The organism is Gammaproteobacteria bacterium (assembly GCA_016705365.1).
Classification (GTDB): domain Bacteria; phylum Pseudomonadota; class Gammaproteobacteria; order Pseudomonadales; family UBA5518; genus UBA5518.
Genome location: JADIYI010000008.1, coordinates 1248826 through 1269126 on the forward strand (window position 1 = coordinate 1248826; position 20301 = coordinate 1269126).

General features: G+C 57.9%; 11 protein-coding genes and 2 pseudogenes. 2 read left to right on the plus strand and 11 right to left on the minus strand.

The features are described 5' to 3' along the window. Positions 1-10: 10 nt before the first annotated feature. From IPF49_13410 to IPF49_13425, 4 genes are read right to left on the minus strand one after another with little or no spacing between them, the layout of a single operon-like run. On the minus strand, positions 11-580 hold the full coding sequence (locus tag IPF49_13410) for a restriction endonuclease subunit S (protein ID MBK6288605.1): 570 nt from the start codon (positions 578-580) through the stop codon (positions 11-13). Continuing rightward, positions 568-1206 (minus strand): restriction endonuclease subunit S, encoded by a 639-nt coding sequence (locus IPF49_13415; protein MBK6288606.1) that lies wholly within the window; start codon positions 1204-1206, stop codon positions 568-570. The genes IPF49_13410 and IPF49_13415 overlap by 13 nt, the downstream gene beginning before the upstream one ends. Continuing rightward, positions 1203-2306: a DUF1016 family protein gene (locus IPF49_13420; protein MBK6288607.1), complete on the minus strand. Its 1104-nt coding sequence runs from the start codon at positions 2304-2306 to the stop codon at positions 1203-1205. The genes IPF49_13415 and IPF49_13420 overlap by 4 nt, the downstream gene beginning before the upstream one ends. Beyond that, a complete protein-coding gene (locus tag IPF49_13425) occupies positions 2303-3757 on the minus strand; it encodes an N-6 DNA methylase (GenBank protein MBK6288608.1) in 1455 nt (484 codons plus the stop codon). The genes IPF49_13420 and IPF49_13425 overlap by 4 nt, the downstream gene beginning before the upstream one ends. A 470-nt stretch (positions 3758-4227) precedes the next feature. Here IPF49_13425 and IPF49_13430 point away from each other — a divergent pair, with 470 nt between their 5' ends. Both IPF49_13430 and IPF49_13435 read left to right on the plus strand, forming a co-directional pair. Next, entirely contained in the window at positions 4228-5385 is a 1158-nt protein-coding gene (locus IPF49_13430; protein ID MBK6288609.1) for a hypothetical protein, read from the plus strand. A 603-nt stretch (positions 5386-5988) separates the two neighbouring features. Further along, positions 5989-6852 carry an integrase domain-containing protein gene (locus IPF49_13435; GenBank protein MBK6288610.1) on the plus strand — a complete coding sequence of 288 codons (864 nt, stop codon included), beginning with the start codon at positions 5989-5991 and terminating at the stop codon, positions 6850-6852. 85 nt (positions 6853-6937) lie between these two features. Here IPF49_13435 and IPF49_13440 read toward each other — a convergent pair. The 7 genes and pseudogenes from IPF49_13440 to pth form a co-directional block, all read right to left on the minus strand. Continuing rightward, a pseudogene (locus IPF49_13440) lies at positions 6938-8619 on the minus strand (hypothetical protein). A 1367-nt stretch (positions 8620-9986) separates the two neighbouring features. Then, positions 9987-12511: pseudogene (locus IPF49_13445) on the minus strand (Eco57I restriction-modification methylase domain-containing protein). Next, positions 12501-15809, minus strand: coding sequence for a DEAD/DEAH box helicase family protein (locus IPF49_13450; protein ID MBK6288611.1), 3309 nt, complete (start codon positions 15807-15809; stop codon positions 12501-12503). Before IPF49_13450 ends, IPF49_13445 begins: the two are co-directional and overlap by 11 nt. Further along, complete coding sequence (locus tag IPF49_13455; GenBank protein ID MBK6288612.1) at positions 15806-16867, minus strand: Fic family protein; 1062 nt, start codon at positions 16865-16867, stop codon at positions 15806-15808. The genes IPF49_13450 and IPF49_13455 overlap by 4 nt, the downstream gene beginning before the upstream one ends. 333 nt (positions 16868-17200) lie before the next feature. Beyond that, positions 17201-18412 carry an integrase arm-type DNA-binding domain-containing protein gene (locus IPF49_13460; GenBank protein MBK6288613.1) on the minus strand — a complete coding sequence of 404 codons (1212 nt, stop codon included), beginning with the start codon at positions 18410-18412 and terminating at the stop codon, positions 17201-17203. A gap of 196 nt (positions 18413-18608) precedes the next feature. Further along, on the minus strand, positions 18609-19703 hold the full coding sequence (ychF, locus tag IPF49_13465; protein ID MBK6288614.1) for a redox-regulated ATPase YchF: 1095 nt from the start codon (positions 19701-19703) through the stop codon (positions 18609-18611). Positions 19704-19706: 3 nt separating this feature from the next. Further along, a complete protein-coding gene (gene pth / locus IPF49_13470) occupies positions 19707-20297 on the minus strand; it encodes an aminoacyl-tRNA hydrolase (GenBank protein MBK6288615.1) in 591 nt (196 codons plus the stop codon). Positions 20298-20301 lie beyond the last annotated feature (4 nt).

Here is a 20301-nt window from a genome sequence, read left to right on the forward strand (position 1 = left end):
GCGGATCTCGCTAGAGTTGGCCGGAAAAGGCTTGGTGAAGGAGGGATTTTTTCAGGTTGTCGAGGGCAGTCAGCTTTTGCTGGTAGATGGTTTCGAGGCGCTCCCGCTCGTTCGATACGTCTGACATTATTCTCGCCAAAACTCGCTGGACATCTAGGGACGGTATTGCCCCAACGTCTAGTGCCCGAATGTCCTTCATATTGATGTGCTTTACGGTAGCCCCTTTCGAGTGAGCAACCAATCGTTGTTGCATCTGCGGCGTGAGCAACAAGGAGGCAAGGAAGTCAGAATCGAACACCGCCATCTTGGAACGAATCAGAACCGTTCGTTGACCAAGACAGACTTTGAGTCCGTTCGGTATAACTGCTACGTTTCCAGCAGGTGCTTCTCTTGCGAAGATTAAATCGCCCGGTTGTGGAATTGCGCGACGAGTCCAAGCATCGTAGGTTTCTTGTGAAACGCGGTTTACTCCGTCGAGTAGCAGCTTCCCTTTGCCTATATTGGTCGTACGAATTGATGGGAAGCCCACCTTTTGTATCGGTGCAGTCTTGTGTTCGCAATCAACTATCAGCTCACACAACTCGGAGAGTTGCTTTGCAGGCTCCACCCACCCCTCACCCCGCTCCGTGAAAACGGATTGCAGGTGGCTTTCAAACAAGGCGCGGGCGTTCTGGAGGTTCTTTTCGGCGTTGGCTTTGGCGGTGGCGATGCCGTCGAAGGCTTCGTCGAGGATGGCGACGATGCGGTGCTGTTCGAAAGCGGGGGAACTGGAAGCGGTAAAGACTTCACGAATGGAAGCTTTACGCCTTGAACGGTCGCACCGGTTCCCTCTGCGACGATAACGTCTGCAATGCTTTTGAACCACCAGAACAAGAACCGGACCAGCAATACATTGGGATTTCGGGGAATGATGCCGCGAAGGTCTTGATTGATCGCTGTGTCTTGACCGAGTAGGCATACTTTCCCAAGACCAACGCGAGTCGCGATAACAACGTTGCCTGACGGAATGATATTGGTCGCGCTACTCTTAACGGCTTCCTTCGTGATTTGGCACTCTGTCTCAGTAATGACTTCTTGCCGCATATCGCGGACAGTCGCCCAAGGAATTTCTCCCAAATAGTAGGCTGGGTTGTCTTTTGATGGGGTTCCTCCGCCAATGACTTCACAAACGTCGCCGAGATTCTTCGTCTGCCACCCCGCCCTCACCCTCCTACCTCCGCCATCCACTCCTCCAGCTTCTGCCGTAATTCCTCCTTGCCCGGCAGGTAGAGCTGGTATTCCCGGGCGTGAATGTTGGCGTCCCTGGGCAGGGTGATTTCTACCAGCGCCTCGTGTTTTTTCTTGCATAGCACGATGCCGATGCTGGGGTTTTCGCCTTCTATCCTGACGTGGCGGTCGAAGTAATTGACGTACATCTGCATCTGACCGAGATCTTGGTGCGTGAGCTTGCCGAGCTTGAGGTCGATCAGCACATAGCAGCGCAGCAGGCGGTTGTAGAAGACGAGGTCGACGAAGAAATGTTCGTCGTCGAAGCTGAAGCGTTTTTGCCGCGCCTCGAACAGGAAGCCCTTGCCGAGTTCGAGCAGGAACTGGCCGAGGCGGTCGATGATGGCGCTTTCCAGCTCGGATTCGGAATAGCGGCTTTGCTCGGCCAGGCCTAGGAATTCGAGCACCAGCGGTTCCTTGAGCAGGTCTTGCGGCTGGCTGATGAGCTGGCCTTCGCGCGCCAGCTTGCGGATGCCTTCCTTGTCGCGGCTCAGGGCAAGACGTTCGTAGAGGCCGCTGTCGAATTGGCGCTTGAGTTCGCGCAGCGTCCAGCTTTGCTCGGCGGCTTCGATTTCGTAGAAGCTGCGTTCATCGGCGTTCTTGACGCCGAGCAGAAAGACGTAATGCGACCAACTGAGCGAAAAGGGACGGGTGGATTGTCCAGAGCGTGTCTGGACAATCCGGAAGGCCGCGCTGTCTGTCGCATCCTCCCGGTCAGCCAATTGTCCAGACGCTGTCTGGACATTTGCCACACGCTCCGAATAAGCAAGGTAGAAGCTGCGCATGTAGGCAATATTGCTGCGCGCAAAGCCCTTGCCAAACTCATTGGACAGGCGTTCGGCCAAGCTCGTTAGCAACTCTTTACCGTAAGTCGCGCGTTGCTCGCCCTGCTGTTCGTGCTCGACAATATGGCGACCAATCTCGAAATTGGTACGCACCTGCACCAGATCAATGCCACGGGCAATGGTCTGCCGTGCGGCAACGATCAACTCGCGGATGTGTTTGTAGAGTGCGTCCTGACTGGCAACGGCGCGTTTCATAGCAGTTCCCTGATCTTTGCCAGCACCTCCGCACTCTCAACATCCAGCGCGGCGATCTCGTCCATGATGGCCTGCGGGCTGCGGTGGATGACTTCCTCGCTGCCGTTGGGGTTCTTCACCGACAGGTCGAAGGACGCCGTGTCGCCAGCGCCGACTTTTACGCTCCAGCTTTTTGGCGAGTCGGCAAAGGTCTTTTGCAGTTCGACAAACTCGGCGAGGTCGGCGTCGTTGAGCGGGTTGGTCTTGCCCATGTTGCGGCCGGGGTCGAGCTGGTAGTACCAGACCTTGCGCGTCGGCGCGCCCTTCTCGAAGAACAGCACGACGGTCTTGACGCCGGCGCCTTGAAAGGTGCCGCCGGGGCAATCCAGCACGGTGTGCAGGTTGCACGATTCGAGCAGCAGCTTGCGCAGGGAAACCGAGGCGTTGTCGGTGTTCGACAGAAAGGTGTTCTTGATCACCACGCCCGCCCGGCCACCGGCCTTGAGCATCTTGATGAAGTGTTGCAGGAACAGGAAGGCGGTTTCGCCGGTGCGGATGGGGAAGTTCTGCTGCACTTCCTTGCGCTCGCCGCCGCCGAAGGGCGGATTGGCGAGGATCACGTCCATCCGGTCCTTGTCCTGGATGTCGGCGAGGTTCTCGGTCAGGGTGTTGGTGTGGAGGATGTTCGGCGCTTCGATGCCGTGCAGGATCATGTTCATGATCGCAATCACATAGGCCAGCGGCTTCTTCTCCTTGCCGTAGAAGGTGCGTTCTTGCAAGGTCTTGAGATTGTCGGCGGTCAGCCTGATTTGGCCGCGCAGGTAATCGAAGGATTCGCAGAGAAAGCCGGCCGAGCCACAGGCGCCGTCGTAGATGCGTTCGCCAACCCTGGGCTGCACCACCTGCACCATCGCCCGGATCAGCGGGCGCGGGGTGTAGTACTCGCCGCCGTTGCGCCCGGCGTTGCCCATGTTCTTGATCTTGGCTTCGTAGAGGTGCGAGAGTTCGTGCTTCTCGGCCTGCGAGCGGAAGCGCAGTTCGTCGATGTGGTCGATGATCTCGCGCAGGTTGTAGCCGCTCTGGATCTTGTTCTTGATCTCGCCGAATATCTCGCCGATCTTGTATTCGATGGTGTTCGGGCCGCTGGCCTTGAGCTTGAAGCCGTGCAGATAGGGGAACAGCTTGCGATCGACAAACTCGCGCAGGTCGTCGCCGGTCTGCGCCTTGTTGTGGTCGAGCTTGCCGTCTTTGTCCTTGGGCGCGGCCCACGATGACCAGCGGTAGGCTTCGTCGAGGATGAAGGCGTACTTCTTGCCCTCCAGTTCTGCCTCCATCGCCTTGTCCTGCTCCAGCCCGTCGAGATACTTGAGGAACAGCAGCCAGGAGGTCTGCTCGGTGTAGTCGAGCTCGGTGGTGCAACCGGCCTCGTTGCGCAGATCGGCGTCGATATTCTTGAAGGCTTGTTCGAACATGGAGGGGCGTAGTTCCGGGCAAGTGCGGCAAGGCCGCTACTCTACTGGAATACCCTCCGAATGGACAAAGGCGGATCAGGCCGGATCAGCCCGAACCAGCAAGGAACAAAAGACCCGCCAAGCGCTTGGCCATACGGGGGTTTTGTTGTCCGGCGAAGTTCGCCGCAATCCGGCAATCTGCTCAGACGTTGATCACACGTTTAAACGTTGATCGGTCGGCAAAGGCCTGTGAATGCTAGGTTTCGCGGGGAAATCGAGCCACGGCCTTTGCGGGAATCGTTGGAAGTACCCCCAGTTGTACCCCCAAGGGGGTATCGGGATGATAGATCAGTCCGGATGCCGGTGCCAGCGCTGCACCCTGCCGGATAAAACGGTTATGGCGCAGACCGCATTGTTGGCTGACGCATGGAACGGTACGCGATGAGATGCAGGGGAACGGGCCGCTGTGGCCCAGACCTTGGAGAACTCTCATGACAGACCACCACACCCGCCACAACTCGCTGGGGCAAGATGCCCTGTTCGCTACACCTGCCTCGCTCATGCTCGATGCCCGCCTCACGCCGCTGGAACGCAATGGTTGGCAGGTACTACGCATGCTGCGCTCTGCCGAGGGCATCAGCCCACTGGCGAACCTGGGGCAGTTGCGCCGTTATCTCACCTCTACCCCGCTGGGGCAGCGGGCCGGGTACGAGACGGCCCGGCGCGTTCTCGTCGTGCTTCGGCTGACGGGGTGGATCAGTCTGGTGGGCCAGCACCGCGACCCTCTGACCGGCCATGTGCTCAGCGAGCTATATCAGGTTCACGAAAGCGCCCTGCACTTCGAGCAGGCCTGCGCACTCGATGCCAGTCTGTTCGCGCTTCTGCAATCCTCCATCGGCCACGAAAACAACCAGGTGGATCGGGTGGCTGTCCACATTCAGGCAACGCTGGCGCAAGCGCCGGAAGCTGTTTCCATTGCGACCCACGATCAGCGCCACGATGACGATGATTTGCCCCCTACCCCGCCGTCGCAGCAGAGCGAGGCAGCCGACCCACTGCCATTGGGTGGCGATTCCGCTGGCAGCACGCTTGTTCCGCAACAGACCGAACACGCTCGCCACATGACGGCTGAGCAGGGCAGTACGTATAAGACGTATATGTATAAAAAGGAACGTACGTACCGCGCGCGCGAAGGCGATGGCGATTCGGTATCGCCTTCGGTGAGCTTGCCGCCTTGCCTGAGCAATGCTAAGGCAGATCAGCAAAAGGACGTGCAGGCCGCCTTGCGGCGGCTGCCGCCGCAACATCGCCAGGAGGTACTCGACGAGTTGCAGGCACGCAGCCAGAGCGGCACCGTGCGCAATGTCGTGGCCTACTTCTTCGCCTTGGTGAAGCGCGTATTCGCTGGCGAATTCCGCCTGTGGGCAGGTCGTAAGGAGATGTCTGCCACCCCACGGACTGCCGAGCATCGGCCTGCAGCTCCGCCGCATATCGAAAACCGCCCAGAACCGACTGCGCCACCGGCATCGCGTGAAACCGCCCTGGCGCACATCGCCAACATCCGCAAGATGCTGAACGCCCCGACGAACGCTGGGGACATCGCAGCGCAGGCCATGCAGGCCAGGGGATGGCAGCCGCATCCTGCGTAGCAAATGCTGCCGCAAACCGCGGTCGTCACTGCACGCCGCAGTGACGACCCGCGCAACACCGCCAACAATGCGGGCGAAAGCCAGTCCCTATTGCGTGCGGCATACATGATGATGGCCGCCCTAAACTGCCCGGGTAGTTGCCAAGACCGATGGGCTTCGTACATCGGCAACCCCAACAGCGCAGGTTCCTGCAAGCGCTGGCCCGTCAAGGCGGAACCATCCCAGGTATGCCCAGGCTCCGACCGCATACCGGCCCTACCCAGGGCGGAGCCTTCTTCGTCTGTTTGAACTCATCCCTACCGCGCCGCCTGGCGCACTGTCCTTTGCGGCAATTGCCTGTGCGCAACGCACAGGGCTCCCGCTGCTTTTCTCATCCCACTCTCTTTCATAGGAGGACTCGTCCACGTTCACATCACTTTCGTCTTGTAGTACCTCCGTCCGGGCTTCCAGCAGGAAGCAAGACGGATGCCTCATTCGAGGCTCTGGTGTCTCCTGAACACCATGCCCTTGCCCTCACGGGATCTCGCCTTGGCGAGTTGGCACCAACACTAACCATTGAGTTTCAGGACAACGCAGTACGGCGCTTTGCTTGGAGGCCGGAAGATGGACGACTTGACCTATACCCTGCGGCATCTATGCCAGCGCAACCGTGACGGCAGCCACAACACACAGGCTGACCGGATGCGTTCTCTCTCGCTGGCTGCACGGCAACTACGCGAGGCCGGTTTCCGGCAGATGAAGGCTTCGTCGCTCAAGGGCAAGCACGTCCAGGCGCTGCTGGATCGCTGGCAGGGAGAAGGCTTGTCGTCCGGCACCATCAAGAATCGGCTCTCTCACCTGCGCTGGTGGGCCGAGAAGATCGGCAAGGCCGGCATTCTGCCGGCGGACAACACGCAACTCGGCGTGGCCGAGCGCCGCTATGTGACCAACATCAGCAAGGCCCAAGAACTGGGCACAGGTCTTGAACAGGTCACCGACGCGCACGTACGCATGAGCCTTCAGCTACAGGCCGCCTTCGGATTGCGTCGGGAGGAAGCGATCAAGTTCCAGCCCAGTTACGCGGATCGGGGCGACCACATCGCCCTCAAGGGATCGTGGACCAAGGGCGGTCGGGAGCGAACTGTGCCCATCACCACGACAGAGCAACGCGACGCACTCCACGCAGCACACCGCCTGGCGGGCACAGGATCATTGATCCCGGCAAACAAGACCTACATCCAGCAGCGGCACGTCTACGATGGACAGTGCAAGGCGGCGGGTCTGAGTCATATGCATGGCCTTCGCCATCAGTACGCGCAAAGCCGCTATGAGACTCTGACGGGGTGGTCAGCACCTGCAGCGGGTGGGCCACCCGTCAGGACGCTGAGTGCTACACAGCGAACCCAGGATACCGCAGCACGACAAATCATCAGCCGAGAGCTTGGGCACGAGCGGTTGCAAGTCACTTCTATCTATCTTGGAAAGTAGGCCTTGCCAGTCTGCTTGAACTCCACCTCCTCGTTTTCCCAGGTGGCCATCAGGCTGTGCAGCAATTGGGATAGATTTGGTCGCGTCATCGCTGCACCTCCAGCAGCACCTGCTCAAGACGATCTATCAGCTTCTTGGCGCGGCGCACTTCCTCTTCGTAGAGCGGTGTGGCGCTACCGTGGATGCAGGATTGAGCACACGCTCGGTCATTTCCAGCACGCGGTCAACGGCCTCCACGGCCTCCATCTTGGCCCAGCCATCGTCATTCAGCACCTTGCGAAGTGCGTTGCGCTTCGACTTGAGAATGCCCCTTTCTTGTGGCGACAAGTTGGCGTTGCCATCAAGATCACTGTCATCGGCAGACAGCAATAGAGCGCGATGCTCTTCGGGAATGCCCTTGAGAGCCCGAGCATAAAGGGCAACAGGCACGCTCTCCAGTAGCCTTTTCCGCGCCTTGCGCAAATTCTCAGTCAACGAGACGAACTCTCCTGGCGGAAGAGATTTTCCGTCAGCCCATTCACGAGCGTGCTTGGCAATATCCTCCGCCGCCTTGCGCAGGAACATCGCTGCCTCTTCAATGTCATGGCCATTGAGGTAGTCCTCGGCCTTTTCAATATCGCGCTTATCGTTTTCAGCTTTGACATTCTGTGCGGCGTTGCCCTGCAAGCGCACGAATTGCCACTCGGCATGACCGCTTCCGATGCGGCGGCGAAACTCGCGGAAGAACCCAAGTTCGTGGGTCAGGATGATTTTCTGATAGTTGGCGAAGGTGTCGGATAGCAGGATGTCCACCACCTTCATGCGGTTGCTCATGTCCAGGCTGACCAGTAGGTCATCAAGAACCAAGAGCTTGAGGTCGGATTCGTGCAGATTGACGAGTGACGCGGCAAAACGGACGGACAGTGCCAATTGAGTTAGCTTTGCCTCGTTCAAGAAGCTTTGAGGTCGCTTGATTTCTTCATCATCAATCTGGATGCCGAAGGATATTACTGGCTTCGTAAATATGAACGTGCTTTGGGTTGAGCCAATTGATCGCGGTGTTGTTGTCACTGCGATTTTTAAATTCACTTTTGCAGGGTCATCAGCAGCAAAGTGTTCGTCGTAGAACTGTTGGGCCTTCGTACTGATTGAATCCACTATCCCAGGAAGAACAGCCGCAAAAGCGTCCGTTTTTCGCCTGAACCGATCATAGGAGTTTGTCCCTGCAACACCACTTAATCCACGAGGATTTGGTATTTCGAATCTTATGGCATCCCACATCTGCAATGGGCTTCCACCACTGGTCGAGGCACAGAATGGCAATATCTCCTTTTCAAACAGCGGCCACAAATCGAAGTCTTCCGAATTGCGGAAGTGAGAGAAGCCGAAGAAGAAACGATAGGTGATGAAGTCGCTGGCAAGATCGCCTTTCAAAATGATGGGTTGATTGTAGGTTCCATGATCGGCCTGACTAATGCGATAGATAGTGTCGTTGCGGGTCTCTGTATCCCGCAACGTCAATGCGATTTCCCCAGGCCTGGGAGCCGTTTCATTCTGCTCATGCAGATTAAGCAAGTGTTGTGGATTCTCAGGATCGAAATACTTGGCGATACTGCCGTTCGGCTTCTTTCCTGCACTCTGGAGAAAGGTGTAGAGCGCCCAATATAGCGAAGACTTGCCTGCACCATTGGCGCCGTACACCAAAAGGTGGCGCCCCTCCAGCTTGAGCGAGAACTCACGGAAGGCCTTGAAGTTGGTGATGGCGATGTCGTGCAGGCGCGCCTTCATACCTTGCCCTCCTCCTTGATGACGGCGAGGAGATCGGGGCTGTCGGCGGATATGCGCAGCATTCGGTTTCGGATTTTCGATTCTGGTGCATTAAACGCTTTGTAAAGCTGGGTGATGAACTCGCGCTGCTGCGCTTCGGATGCATCGGATTTATAAGCGACAAGGTGCAATGCGATTTCGTCGATAAACAACAAGTCGTGCTCTGCCATGTGATCGCGGAAATAGCATTCCATCACACAGGCATCGATGAGGTCTTCAAAGAAGCCCGCAGCAGCCAGATCACCAAACCCATGTGCCGCTTGGGTCAACGCAACCAAGGTCGCAATGCTTTTCTGGACTTCTACCGCCGGCTTGACGACGGGAATCTGCTGAATCGGTGCCGCATCCACCTGAAAATTAAGACCCTGCATGTTTCCACGAAATCTAAGCCAGTAGTGAATCACTGACGAGTTCAGGACGGCGGACAAGTAGCGCGTGTCGATGCGCGATGTCTTGATGACATTCATCGAGAGCATTACGTAAGCTGGATCGCGCGTGAAATAGAACGTCGGTGACACGCATTTTCTCGGGGAAAGAATCTTGTTGCCTTCGCGAAAGAACGCTTCGTCACGTGGCCAGTGAAGGTTGAAATAGGCAATCTGGCCGGTCTGATTCTCGCGGCGTTCTTCCATGATCTCCCGAAACCGGGAAAGGTGCTTGATGATGGATGGAGCTTCATTTGGCGAAAGGAGCCCCTTTTTCGTATAAAGGATGCTCAAGTCTGTGGGGCTGCGGTGGTACTTTCTGATGTGAACAGGCTCATATAGCGGCTTCAGAAATCGGCGATCTTCCCCGCGAATAACTTTCGACTCTTCTTTGTCCAGGACAAAGACACCATTGCCGACGTTAATTCCGCGCTGTTCCGCCTTTTTCTCGCCAAGAGTTTTTATGTTCCTAGAGTTCATCCGGTCTGGATTTGGAACGATGCCCTGGGCTATTTCCGACTTTTCGATGTAGAAGTTCCCTCGCTGCTGGATTGCGTCGAGAATCAAATTCTTGTCGCTGGAATTGAACAGCAATGTCTTACCGGCCATCGCTACGCGATCTACTTCGACCATATAGGTCTGGAGATTGGCATCTTGATTTGGCACCCCAGAGGACAGTTTGTAAATGTCCTGGCGTGAAAAGTAGGATGGAGCCTTGGAAATTTCGGCCTTGTAGCGCTGTGGGCTCTGCTGCTTAATCAGCAGCATGACCATCGTCTGGATGGCCGCCGACTCGAATATCATGAAATCCTGGAAGTCGATCAGCTCGACGAGCAAGGCCTCCGCCAATATCTTGTCCCGCAATTTGGATGCACCAGCATTCGTCACCCAATTGTTCGTGGCAATGAATGACAGAATTCCTTTCGGCTTCAAAATATCCAAGCCTACATCTACGAAAAGATACCAGACGTCCATCTTTCCCTGATAACAGGGAAGGTTGCGAAGGCCGTCGAATCGCTTTTTGTCGTCGTTTTCTTTGAAATACGGCGGATTGCCGATGACGATATCGAATCCGCCGACCAGTGAATGCCCGAACATCCAATACGGATCGAAGAAATCGGCTGTAGCCTGCGGGTCGAAGGGGTTCCATTCAGCAATATGCTGCGCCTTCTTGGATGAGCCGAGACTCTGGGCAAGTTCTCTCCCAAGCTCTTCTCGAAGAGTTTCGATCTTCTTCTGGAGGGCGAGCTTCTGGTCGCGCCTTTGCACACCGAAGTGGCCGTGGTAGAGGCTTTCGATTTCAGCTTCGATCTGGTGAACTCGCGCAGAAAGCAGTGTCATCTGAGCCATGTCGGGCAGGCCAAGGGGAGTATTGGCAGCAACGAACTTTGTTTCCAGGTTCGGCAGCGGACGGATGCCGTGGTTCTCCCGCTTGTTGCGGTTGGTGCGCTGATCGCAGATAAGGGAGATGAAAAGCGCAGCTTGGAAATCTGGATGGCAATGGGCTGGATGTCCACGCCATAAAGGCAGTTCTCAATCAGGTAAAGCTTTCGCCCGTAATCATCCTCGTTGTCGGCAAAGTCGCGCTCGATGGCGGCGATGGCGGCATCACGCGCGGAAATATCAGGAATCTTCGCGGCGGCATCAATCTGGAGTTGCTTCCAGCGCGCGTTGTCGGGGTCGAGCTTGTGGATGATGTAAACCAGCTTGTGCAGCATGCCCATTGGGAACGCGCCTGAGCCGCAAGCAGGGTCAAGAATCTTGCAGATGTGGATGGCATCCAGCAGCGTGGCGGCCTCTTTCTCGTTGAAGGGGTGCGCCCGCTCGGTGTAGGCGAAGAGGATGTCGAGACCGGCTTTCGCGTCCTGCTCGCTCATACCCGCCTTCGCAAGCGCGCCGGTGAGGTGCGCTTTGAGCGATTCGTCCACCATGTATTCAACGATGGGGCGCGGGGTATAGAAGGAGCCTGTCTGCTTGCGGGCGGTGGTCTTGGTTTCCTCGTTGTAACTGGCCAGCAGGTTCTCGAACACCTTGCCCAACAGTTCCGGGTCAAGCGCGATTTCCTGATCGACCGGCGTGTTTTCGACGATGGTGAACTTGTAGGCGTTCAGGATGTGCAGCAAGCCACGCACCTTCTCCCGCTTGCGCTTGGTGTCGCCGTATGCCCCGGACAGATCTTCTTCGTGCTCGCTACCGAAGAAAAGATGATTGGGGATGGCGGGGCGCTTTTTCTTGTTGCGTGAGAAACCATCTAGGTAGAGCTTTTTGCCCGTGCCGTCCTCGATGCGATCAAGGCACTCGAACAAGCCGCCGTTCAGAAAAGGCACGTCAGCAAAGTGTTCCAGCGCAGTGGCGGGGTCGCGGAAGTGGTCTTCGTAGCGGTAAAGCGTGTCCACGCCGTAGGTACTGCGGTTCTTCTGGAAGCCCTCGTCAGTGGCAAAAGCGCGGAATGGTTGTCCATTTTTATCCTTGCCCATACGCTGGTTGAGCGTGGCGAAGAACAAGTTTTGCAGGATGGCCTCGTTGTAGGTGGAGGCGTTGGGCGACAGGTCTTTCAGGATTTTCTTCAGGTCGGCCTCGGCAAAGAGCTTGTCGGGAACCAGCCCTTTCTCTTTCAGGAACCAGCAGAAGATGAGGCGCGTAAGCAGGCGGATCAGGCCGGTGGCGCGGCGCTTTTCGTCGTCCTTTTCGATGTCGGCCGGGAAATCGACTTGTGGCAGCGCCCAGAAATACCAGTTGGCGAGTTCGCGGTAGAAACGCTTGTTGAGTAGTTCGACATTGAAGACTTCTTCCCAGGCGGCATGAAGCTGGTCGAAGTTCTGGATGACACGGCGCCCCTCGGTCAGCTCGGCTAGCGAGAACGATGCCAGGATGTCCAGATGGCCGGGGTGCGGTTCGTCGATGGCGATGTTCTGGATCAGCGTGACCTTGCCCAGCACGTCCTTGTTGTCATCGCGCTTGTTTAGACGACGATTGATGACGGCAATGGAGAGCCGTCCGCCGATCTTGAACAGCACCATCACCGGCATGGGGAAGATGCGGTTGATCTGGCGGGCGATACCAGCGAGCTTGCCGCGTGCGTAGTCGCCATCCGCCAGTTCGATGGCGATGAAGACGTAGGACTGAAGCAGGGAGGTCTTGACGGCTTCATCCTTGAACAGCGCGGTGCTGCGGGAAAGCTCTTCGTCTGTAAGCTGGAACAACAGTTCAGCAGACTGCCAGCTTGCGATCAGTGCTGCCGGGTGTTCCAGCTTGGATTCTGAATCGAACTGCGCACGGAACTCGGCTACCGAAGGCGTTTCAACGGTACGGTCGGATGCGTAGCCCAAAGTGGAAAACAGCGACAGCGCAGCTTGACGCAAGGGCTGGCTGGAAAATTTTTGGATGTGCTGGCTGATTGCCTGCTTCATTTGGATGCTATTGCTCATGCTTGATCACCAGCCAAGTAATAAGGTCAAAGTCAGTTGTGGCCTTGATAGCGCTCTGGCTGCTCAACAGCTTGCCACCACGTCCCGAGAAGAGATTGCCTGCGTTTTTGCGTCCGAACTGCGCGGCAATGGCGGCAACCGCCTTGTCGAGCAGGCCGCTGTAGCGGCTCATGTCCTGCCCGTGCGCTGTCTCTTCGTCGAACAGCTTGCACAACTTGGCGTGTGGTTCGGTCTGGCCCTGGCAGACCGCGCGGAAGATTTCCAGAATCTGCTTGGGCGCGGTGAAGTTGTAGCGCACCTCGCCATCGTCGCGGATATAAACGAGGAAGTATGGTTGCAGCGGGTTGACTGCCTCATTGCCGGCGGCGTCGATGCGCTGCTTCAGGCAATAGATGATGCCGGGCTTGATGGCGCTGTACTCGGCGTGCGGAGGCACTACGGCGTAAAGGCCGAAGGGAGCTTCTTCCAGCTTCTCTCGGTTGGCTTCGATGTAGGTAGCCAACTCGATTCGGAAGTCATCCAGAGTGAACTCGCCCAAAGCGACGGATTCGTTGAAGTCTTCCAGATCCAGCACTTCGTCCTTGAGCCGCAACAGTTGCTTGTCGCGGTAGCGCATATCCTGCTTGATGAGGTCTTCCAGGTCTTCGGTTTGCAGGATGTTGTCTTCCGCCGTGGCGGCAATATCGACCAGCGCCATGCGCGCCTCGACACGGTTCTTGAGATTGATGTACTTGTTCAAGTCCGGCGTGGGCCAGAAGTTGACGAGCTGGATGGCGTTGTTGGGGCTGCCGATGCGGTCGATACGACCAAAGCGCTGGATGATGCGCACCGGGTTCCAGTGAATGTCGTAGTTGATGAGGTAGTCGCAGTCTTGCAGGTTCTGACCTTCAGAGATGCAGTCGGTGGCGATGAGGAGGTCTATTTCGCCATCCTGCGACATGGACTTCATCTTGCCCCGTTGTTTGGCTCGTGGAGCGAAGTTGGTGAGGATGTGGGTGAAGTCGGCTTGGCCGAAGGTGCTGCGGTTGGGGCGTGCGCCGCCAGACACAAGGGCGATGTGAACGCCCAGCGTGTTGCGTGACCAGTCTTCCAATTCTTCGTACAGATAGGCAGCGGTATCGGCGAAGGCGCAGAACACAATGACCTTGCGGTTTTCCTCGCCTAGCGTGTTGGTGCTGGGGTGACGAACTTTGTGTTCGATGAGGCGCTTGAGTTCGGCGAGCTTGGCGTCGCGCGCGGCATCGACGGCCTGGGCGGCGTCGGCCAGCAGCGAAAGCTGTTGCTTGTCGGTGGCCAGGTCGGCCAGCCAGGAGGCCACGTCCATATGCTCCATGCGGTACTTGAGCTTGGTGCCAGCCTGGAAGGCCTGAGCCAGCTCTTCGTCTTCTTCGGCTGGTTCCACGAAGAAATCAGGCTGGATGTCCTCCGCCGTCTCAGCTTGATGTTGCAGGAACTGCTTGAGTCGCTCTTCCAAGTCTTCGATCTTACTGACGGTGCGCTCCATGGTGATGGCAAAGGCGCGCACAGAGCTTTCCAGGCGCTTGAGGAAGTTCACCTTCATCATGCCGATCAGGAACTTCTCGCGGTTCTCCTGGCTGAAGTTCTTGACGCGATGGTCTTCGTACTGCGCCTTGAACGCTTCCAGCACGTACTTGGACGGCTTGAAGATGGAAAGCTGGTAGTTGTCGATCTCGTCGTTCAGCTTGTCATAGGAAAGGAAGCGGCCCTTGAGATCGATCTCGGAGAATACGGACTCCGGCTTCCTGCGCTTCGGAAATTGCCCGATCTGTGCCATCGAGGCTTTGTAATACTTCTGGATGTGCTTGCGCGAACGGGCGATGGTGAGTTCGTCCAGCAGGGTGAAGAACCCGGTGGAGAGCCTTTCCATCAGATCACGGGCATCCCGCTCGCCAGAGCGCCTGGCCCACTCCATGAAGGTCTTTTGGGCGACGGTGAGCGTGTCCTTGATGCTGTTGATGCCGAAGCTCTGCGAAAAGGCGGTATCCCGCCCTTCGGTGACGAAGTAGATTTGGTTGCGCAGGTCTTTGAGGTCGTTGTTGACCGGGGTTGCGGACAGCAGCAACACCTTGGTCTTGACCCCGGATTTGATGATGTCATCCATCAGCCGCTCATAGCGGCTCTTCTTGATGAGATTGCCCTCTTCGTCGCGCTTGCCCTTGGTGTTGTTGCGGAAGTTGTGCGATTCGTCGATGACGATCAGATCGAAGTTGCCCCAGTTGAGCGTTGCCAGGTCGATGCCATCTACGCGGCCGCTGTCACGTGACAGGTCGGTGTGCGAGAGCACGGTGTAGGCAAAGCGATCCTTGAGGAAGGGGTTGAGTTCGCTGTTGTTCTGGGCGAGATAGACGGTCCAGTTGTCGCGCAGCTTCTTGGGGCATAGCACGAGCACGCGGTCGTTGCGCAGCTCGTAGTATTTGATGACCGCCAATGCCGAATAGGTTTTACCCAGGCCCACGCTGTCGGCCAGGATGCAGCCGTTATGCTGGTTGATCTTATGGATGGCGCCTTTGACACCGTCCTTCTGGAAGTCGAACAATGCCTTCCAGACCTCTGTGTCGATGATGGCGGTTTGGTCGAACAATGCGGCGTCGGCTTCCTGCCCGGACAGGAAGCGCTCAAAGACGTGGTAGAGCGTCTTGAAATAGACGAACTCCGGAGCATGATCAACATAAAGCTGCTCCAGGTAGCACAGAACATCGGCCTTGACGTCGGCAACCAGTTTTTCGTCGCTCCAGATTTCATCGAACCATTGTTTGAGGTCGGCCCTGTCGCGGTCGCCATCGACAATGAGGTTCAGTTCGATGTTGGGCGTGTCGGACAAGCCGAGGCCGCGCCGGGTGAAGTTTGAGCTACCCAATAGCGCATGTTCACGTCGGCCATCGTCAATGTGATAGAGCTTGCCGTGCAGGAGGTTGGCCTGGCGGACTGAGCGGATATCGACCTTGTCGCGCAACCATGCAGCGCAGCGACGAGCAACTTCCTTCTGTTGCAGGCGGTTGGCCAACTCCATGCCTTCGTCTTCGATCTTGAAAGCTTTCTTGTCGGTCTTGTCCGGGTCGAGCGAAGCGATGAAGCTGGGTTCGCCGAACAGGAAGTTCAGATGATCGATCTGGTCAAGCTGACTGGACAGCGCATCGTAGGCGTAGATGGTGAAGTAGGCAGACACCACGGAAAGTTGACTGCCCACGGCCATTTTCTCGGCCAGGAAGTCGGCGACCTTGCCGCGAGTATGGTTGTCGCGGATGCCATGACTGATGATGTTTCTTTGAGTACTCATTTCTCACCCGATTGATCGGTGCGAAGCCATTTCGCCCCTCGCCCCTTGCCGGTCGATTCGATCAATCCCTCTGATTTCATCGCCCGCAGCACTAGTCGAACCATGTCCCGGCTCACGCCCGGGCAGGCTTCTTCAATCTCGGAAATCGAGAATGGCAGGGTGCGCCCCAGAACTTCCGTCCGCACCCGGTCGCCTTTGCTGCCACGGCCACGCTCGATGGTGCCGACACGCTCCTCGAACTCGCGGTAGGCCCGCAGCAAGGCACCCCAGAAATAGTCGAGCCAGGGTTTGACGTCGTGCTGCCCCTGGTGCCATCCCCGCGAGCTGGCTTCCAGCGTTTCGTAATAGCCTTCCTTGGTTTCCTCGAAGATGCGTTCCAAACTGATGTAGCGACCCACTGCATAGTCGAAGTGGTAGAGCAGCAGCAAGGTCAGCAAGCGGGACATGCGACCGTTGCCATCCGGGAAGGGGTGGATGCACAGGAAGTCGAGCATCGCCAGCGGCACCAGCACCAGCGGATCGGCCAGATGCAGATCCAGTGCGGTGGCGTAGCGCCCGGTCAGATCGGCCATGGCCATGGGTGTGAGGTGCGCAGCAACTGGCTGGAAGCGCAACCGCGACGTGCCATCGGGATGGCGTTCGATGATGTCGTTGTTGGTAGCCTTCCAGCGCCCGCCCGCCTGCGGCATATAGCGGTACAGCAGGGTGTGCAGTTGCAGCACTACGCCTTCGCTGAAGGGCATGTGCGCGGCCGACTCGTGGATCAGCGCCAGGGCATCACGGTAGCCGGCGATCTCCTGTTCGGAACGGCTCTTTGGTGTTGCGTTGCGGATGACCAGAGACTTCAGTCGCGAGGGTGAGACAACAACGCCTTCCAGGCGGTTGGATGACTCGGTGGATTCGACTACCGCGATCTGGCGCAGGCCCTTGAGGGCTTCGGGCGACTGCGCGGCGTAGAGTTGCTGCTTACCCTGGTACTCGCCCAGTGTGCGCAACGTGGCGGCCTGAGTGCCATCGAAGCGAAGCGCGGCAAGGTACTCGGGTGTGAGCGAGTGCATGGAAATGTAAGCCCAGGCTGTCTAAATGGGGTAATCATAGTCTTTAAATGGGGCATTGTCTCTAGAAATACCTCATTAAAAGTGTTTGATTACCCCATTTTCTGAACGTAGGCCCAGTCGCGAGGGGCTGGCATGGCCGACCAGGAAGGAAATGCCTAAAGAGGGCAATAATTTTACAATTACCCTATTTACTCCATTGTTTACCCCATCCCAGGCCCAACTCAGGGCAAAGGCAAACGGCAAGGGAACGGCACTCAAGGGACAACGGCCCTATCCTGAAAAGGAAAAGGCCGTTCTGCCCACTCGCTGCTGCGATACCCGGCCAAATCGTCCCTATGCTGTGCCGCTGCCCTCCGCCGCACTCAGATAATCCGCCCAGTCCTGCAACAGCGTCCTTCTCTGATCCAGCAGCAGCGCCTTGTTGTACGTCGCCCGCACCTTGTTGCTTTCCACGTGGGCAAGCTGCCGTTCAATTGCATCAGGCCGGTATCCGTTCTCATTGGCCCAGGTTGAAAAGGTCGTCCGCCAGCAATGCGGCGTCGTACCCCGGCCCAGGTTCATGTCGCGCATCGCGTAGGTCAGCCGGTTGGGCGTGGTGAAGCCCTTGCCGCTCCGGTGTGGGAACAAATAGCGGCCACCGCCCGTAATACACTGCAAATCCTTCAGTACGGCAATGGCCTGCACCGACAACGGGCTGACATGGTCACGCCGCGCTTTCATCTTCGCCGCAGGCCGACGCCACAGCGCATCCTCAAAGTCGAACTCATCCCACTCGGCATCCGCCGCTTCCCCTGGACGGCAGGCGGTCAGCGCAATCAGCCGCAGGCACAACGAAGTTTCCGGGTAGCCCCGGTAGCCGCGCAACTCCTGATAGAACTTCTGGATTTGCTCTCGCGTCATCGCCGCCTTGCTCTCGCTGAACGGCACGCGCAGCAGCCCACGCAGGCTGGGAATAGGATTGGCCTCGACCAGACCCCGCACCACCGCGAACTCAAAGATCGCCGCCAGATCGCCTTTGACGTGAATGGCCGCCCAGGCTCCGTGGGACTTGCATTCCTCCAGCAGCGGGCGAATCTGCTTGACGCCAATGTCGCTCATCGGCATCTCGTCGAGCTTCGGCGACAGGTACTTCCTGATGCGGGACTCTTTCGTGCGGTAGGAACTCTGTGCAAAGACTGGCTTGATCTCGGCCAGGTACGCCTGCGCCACCTTGGCAAACGAGCTTTCCTTTGCGCGCTTGCGTTCCTCCAGCACTTCCAAGTTGCGCTGCTTGACCTGCTTCCGCTCATGGGCAGGGTGGATGCCTTGCTTAACCAGGGCGCGTGCCTTCTCACGGGCAGCACGCGCCTCCGCAAGGCTTACTTGAGGAAAGCCGCCAATGGCAAAGAGGTTCTCCTTGCCTTGCAGGCGGTACTTCCACCGCCAGAGCTTGCCGCCGGTGGGCTTGACCAGCAGGAACAAGCCCCCGCCGTCTGAAAGTTTCCAATCTCGATCAGTCGATTTGGCCGACCTGACCTTGAGGTCGGTGAGTAGATTTTCGGGCATCGTTGGACTCCACTGCGGGGAAAAGTACCCCCACGGTTGAACACGAGTACCCCCAACGCTACCCCCGAATTTTTCAGACCTCGATGAACAATAGGAACGCTCAGCAGACCGTATTGTTTACGCAACCCATTGATTTCAAATGGGCCAATCTGTCCACTAAGCGCTACTGAGCGCCACCAAGATCCAGCAAATATCGTCAGACGTTGAAGCGAAAGTGCACCACGTCACCGTCCTGGATCACGTATTCCTTGCCTTCCAGACGCCACTTGCCGGCATCCTTGGCGCCCTGCTCGCCGCGACAGGCGATGAAATCGGCATAGGCCACCACCTCGGCGCGGATGAACCCCTTCTGGAAATCGGTATGGATCACACCGGCCGCCTCGGGCGCCTTGGCGCCGATGCGCACCGTCCAGGCGCGCACTTCCTTTTCACCGGCAGTGAAATAGGTCTGCAGTTCGAGCAGGCGGTAACCGGCCCGGATCACCCGGTTCAGTCCGGGCTCGTCGAAGCCGAGCTCGGCGAGGAATTCCGCGCGCTCGTCTTCCTCGAGCTCGGCGATCTCGGCCTCGAGCTTGTTGCAGATCGGTACCACGATGGCATTCTCCGTGGCGGCGAGTTGTTCCACCGCGGCAAGATGCGGATTGTCGCTGAAGCCGTCCTCGGCGACATTGGCGATATACATGGTCGGTTTGGCGGTGAGCAGGTGGAACTGCTGCAACGTTTCACGCTCGTCGTCGCCGGCAAGCGGCAATGTGCGCGCGGGTTTGCCCTCGTTCAGGTGCGGGATGAGCTTTTCGAGCAGCAGCTTCTGGCGGATCGCGTCCTTGTCGCCACCCTTGGCGAAACGGGAGACGCGCTGCAACTGCTTTTCGGCGCTGTCGAGATCGGCCAGGGCCAGCTCGGTATTGATGACCTCGATATCGTTGACCGGATCGATGCGGCTCGCCACGTGGACCACGTTGTCGTCGGCAAAACAGCGCACCACGTGCGCGATCGCATCGGTCTCGCGGATATTGGCGAGGAACTGGTTGCCGAGTCCCTCACCCTTCGAGGCGCCGGCGACCAGGCCCGCGATATCGACGAATTCCATCGCGGTGGGCACGATTTTCAGCGGTCTGACGATCGCCGCGATCTGCTCCTGGCGCGGGTCCGGTACCGGCACGATCCCGGTATTCGGCTCGATGGTGCAGAACGGAAAGTTCTCGGCACTGATGCCGGCGCGCGTCAGTGCATTGAAGAGTGTCGACTTGCCGACATTGGGCAGTCCGACGATGCCGCAGTTGAAACCCATGGTTTATTCAGCCCTGTAACTGTTGAGATGATTCATCGCGATCGGCCAGTTGCCACGCACCGCATCGGGCAGTACCCGGATGGCTTCCGCGATGCACAGATCGATCTTGCGGCGCTCATCGGGCGCGGCTTTCGACAGCACATGCGGTGTGACCCGTTCGCGGTCGCCGGGATGTCCGATACCAATGCGCAGACGATGGAACTCGCGGTTGTTGGCCAGCGCGCTGATGACATCACGCACACCATTGTGTCCGCCGTGTCCGCCACCGAGCTTGAAACGGATCTCCCCGGGTGGCAGGTCGAGTTCATCGTAGGCCAGCAGGATCTGCCCGACCTCGAGCTTGAAGAACCCGGCCATCGCTCCGACCGCCTGGCCGCTGCGATTCATCCAGGTCTGCGGTATCAGCAGGCGCACTTCCTGCCCCGCGATATGCACGCGGGCCGTCAACCCGTGAAAGCGGGCTTCGGGTTTGAGCGTGGCTGCGCAGGAGAGCGCCAGCGCCAGCACGAAATCGGCACCCGCATTGTGCCGGGTGCGCGCGTATTCGGGCCCGGGATTGCCGAGCCCGACGATCAGTGCGAGCGCTGTTGACACCGGT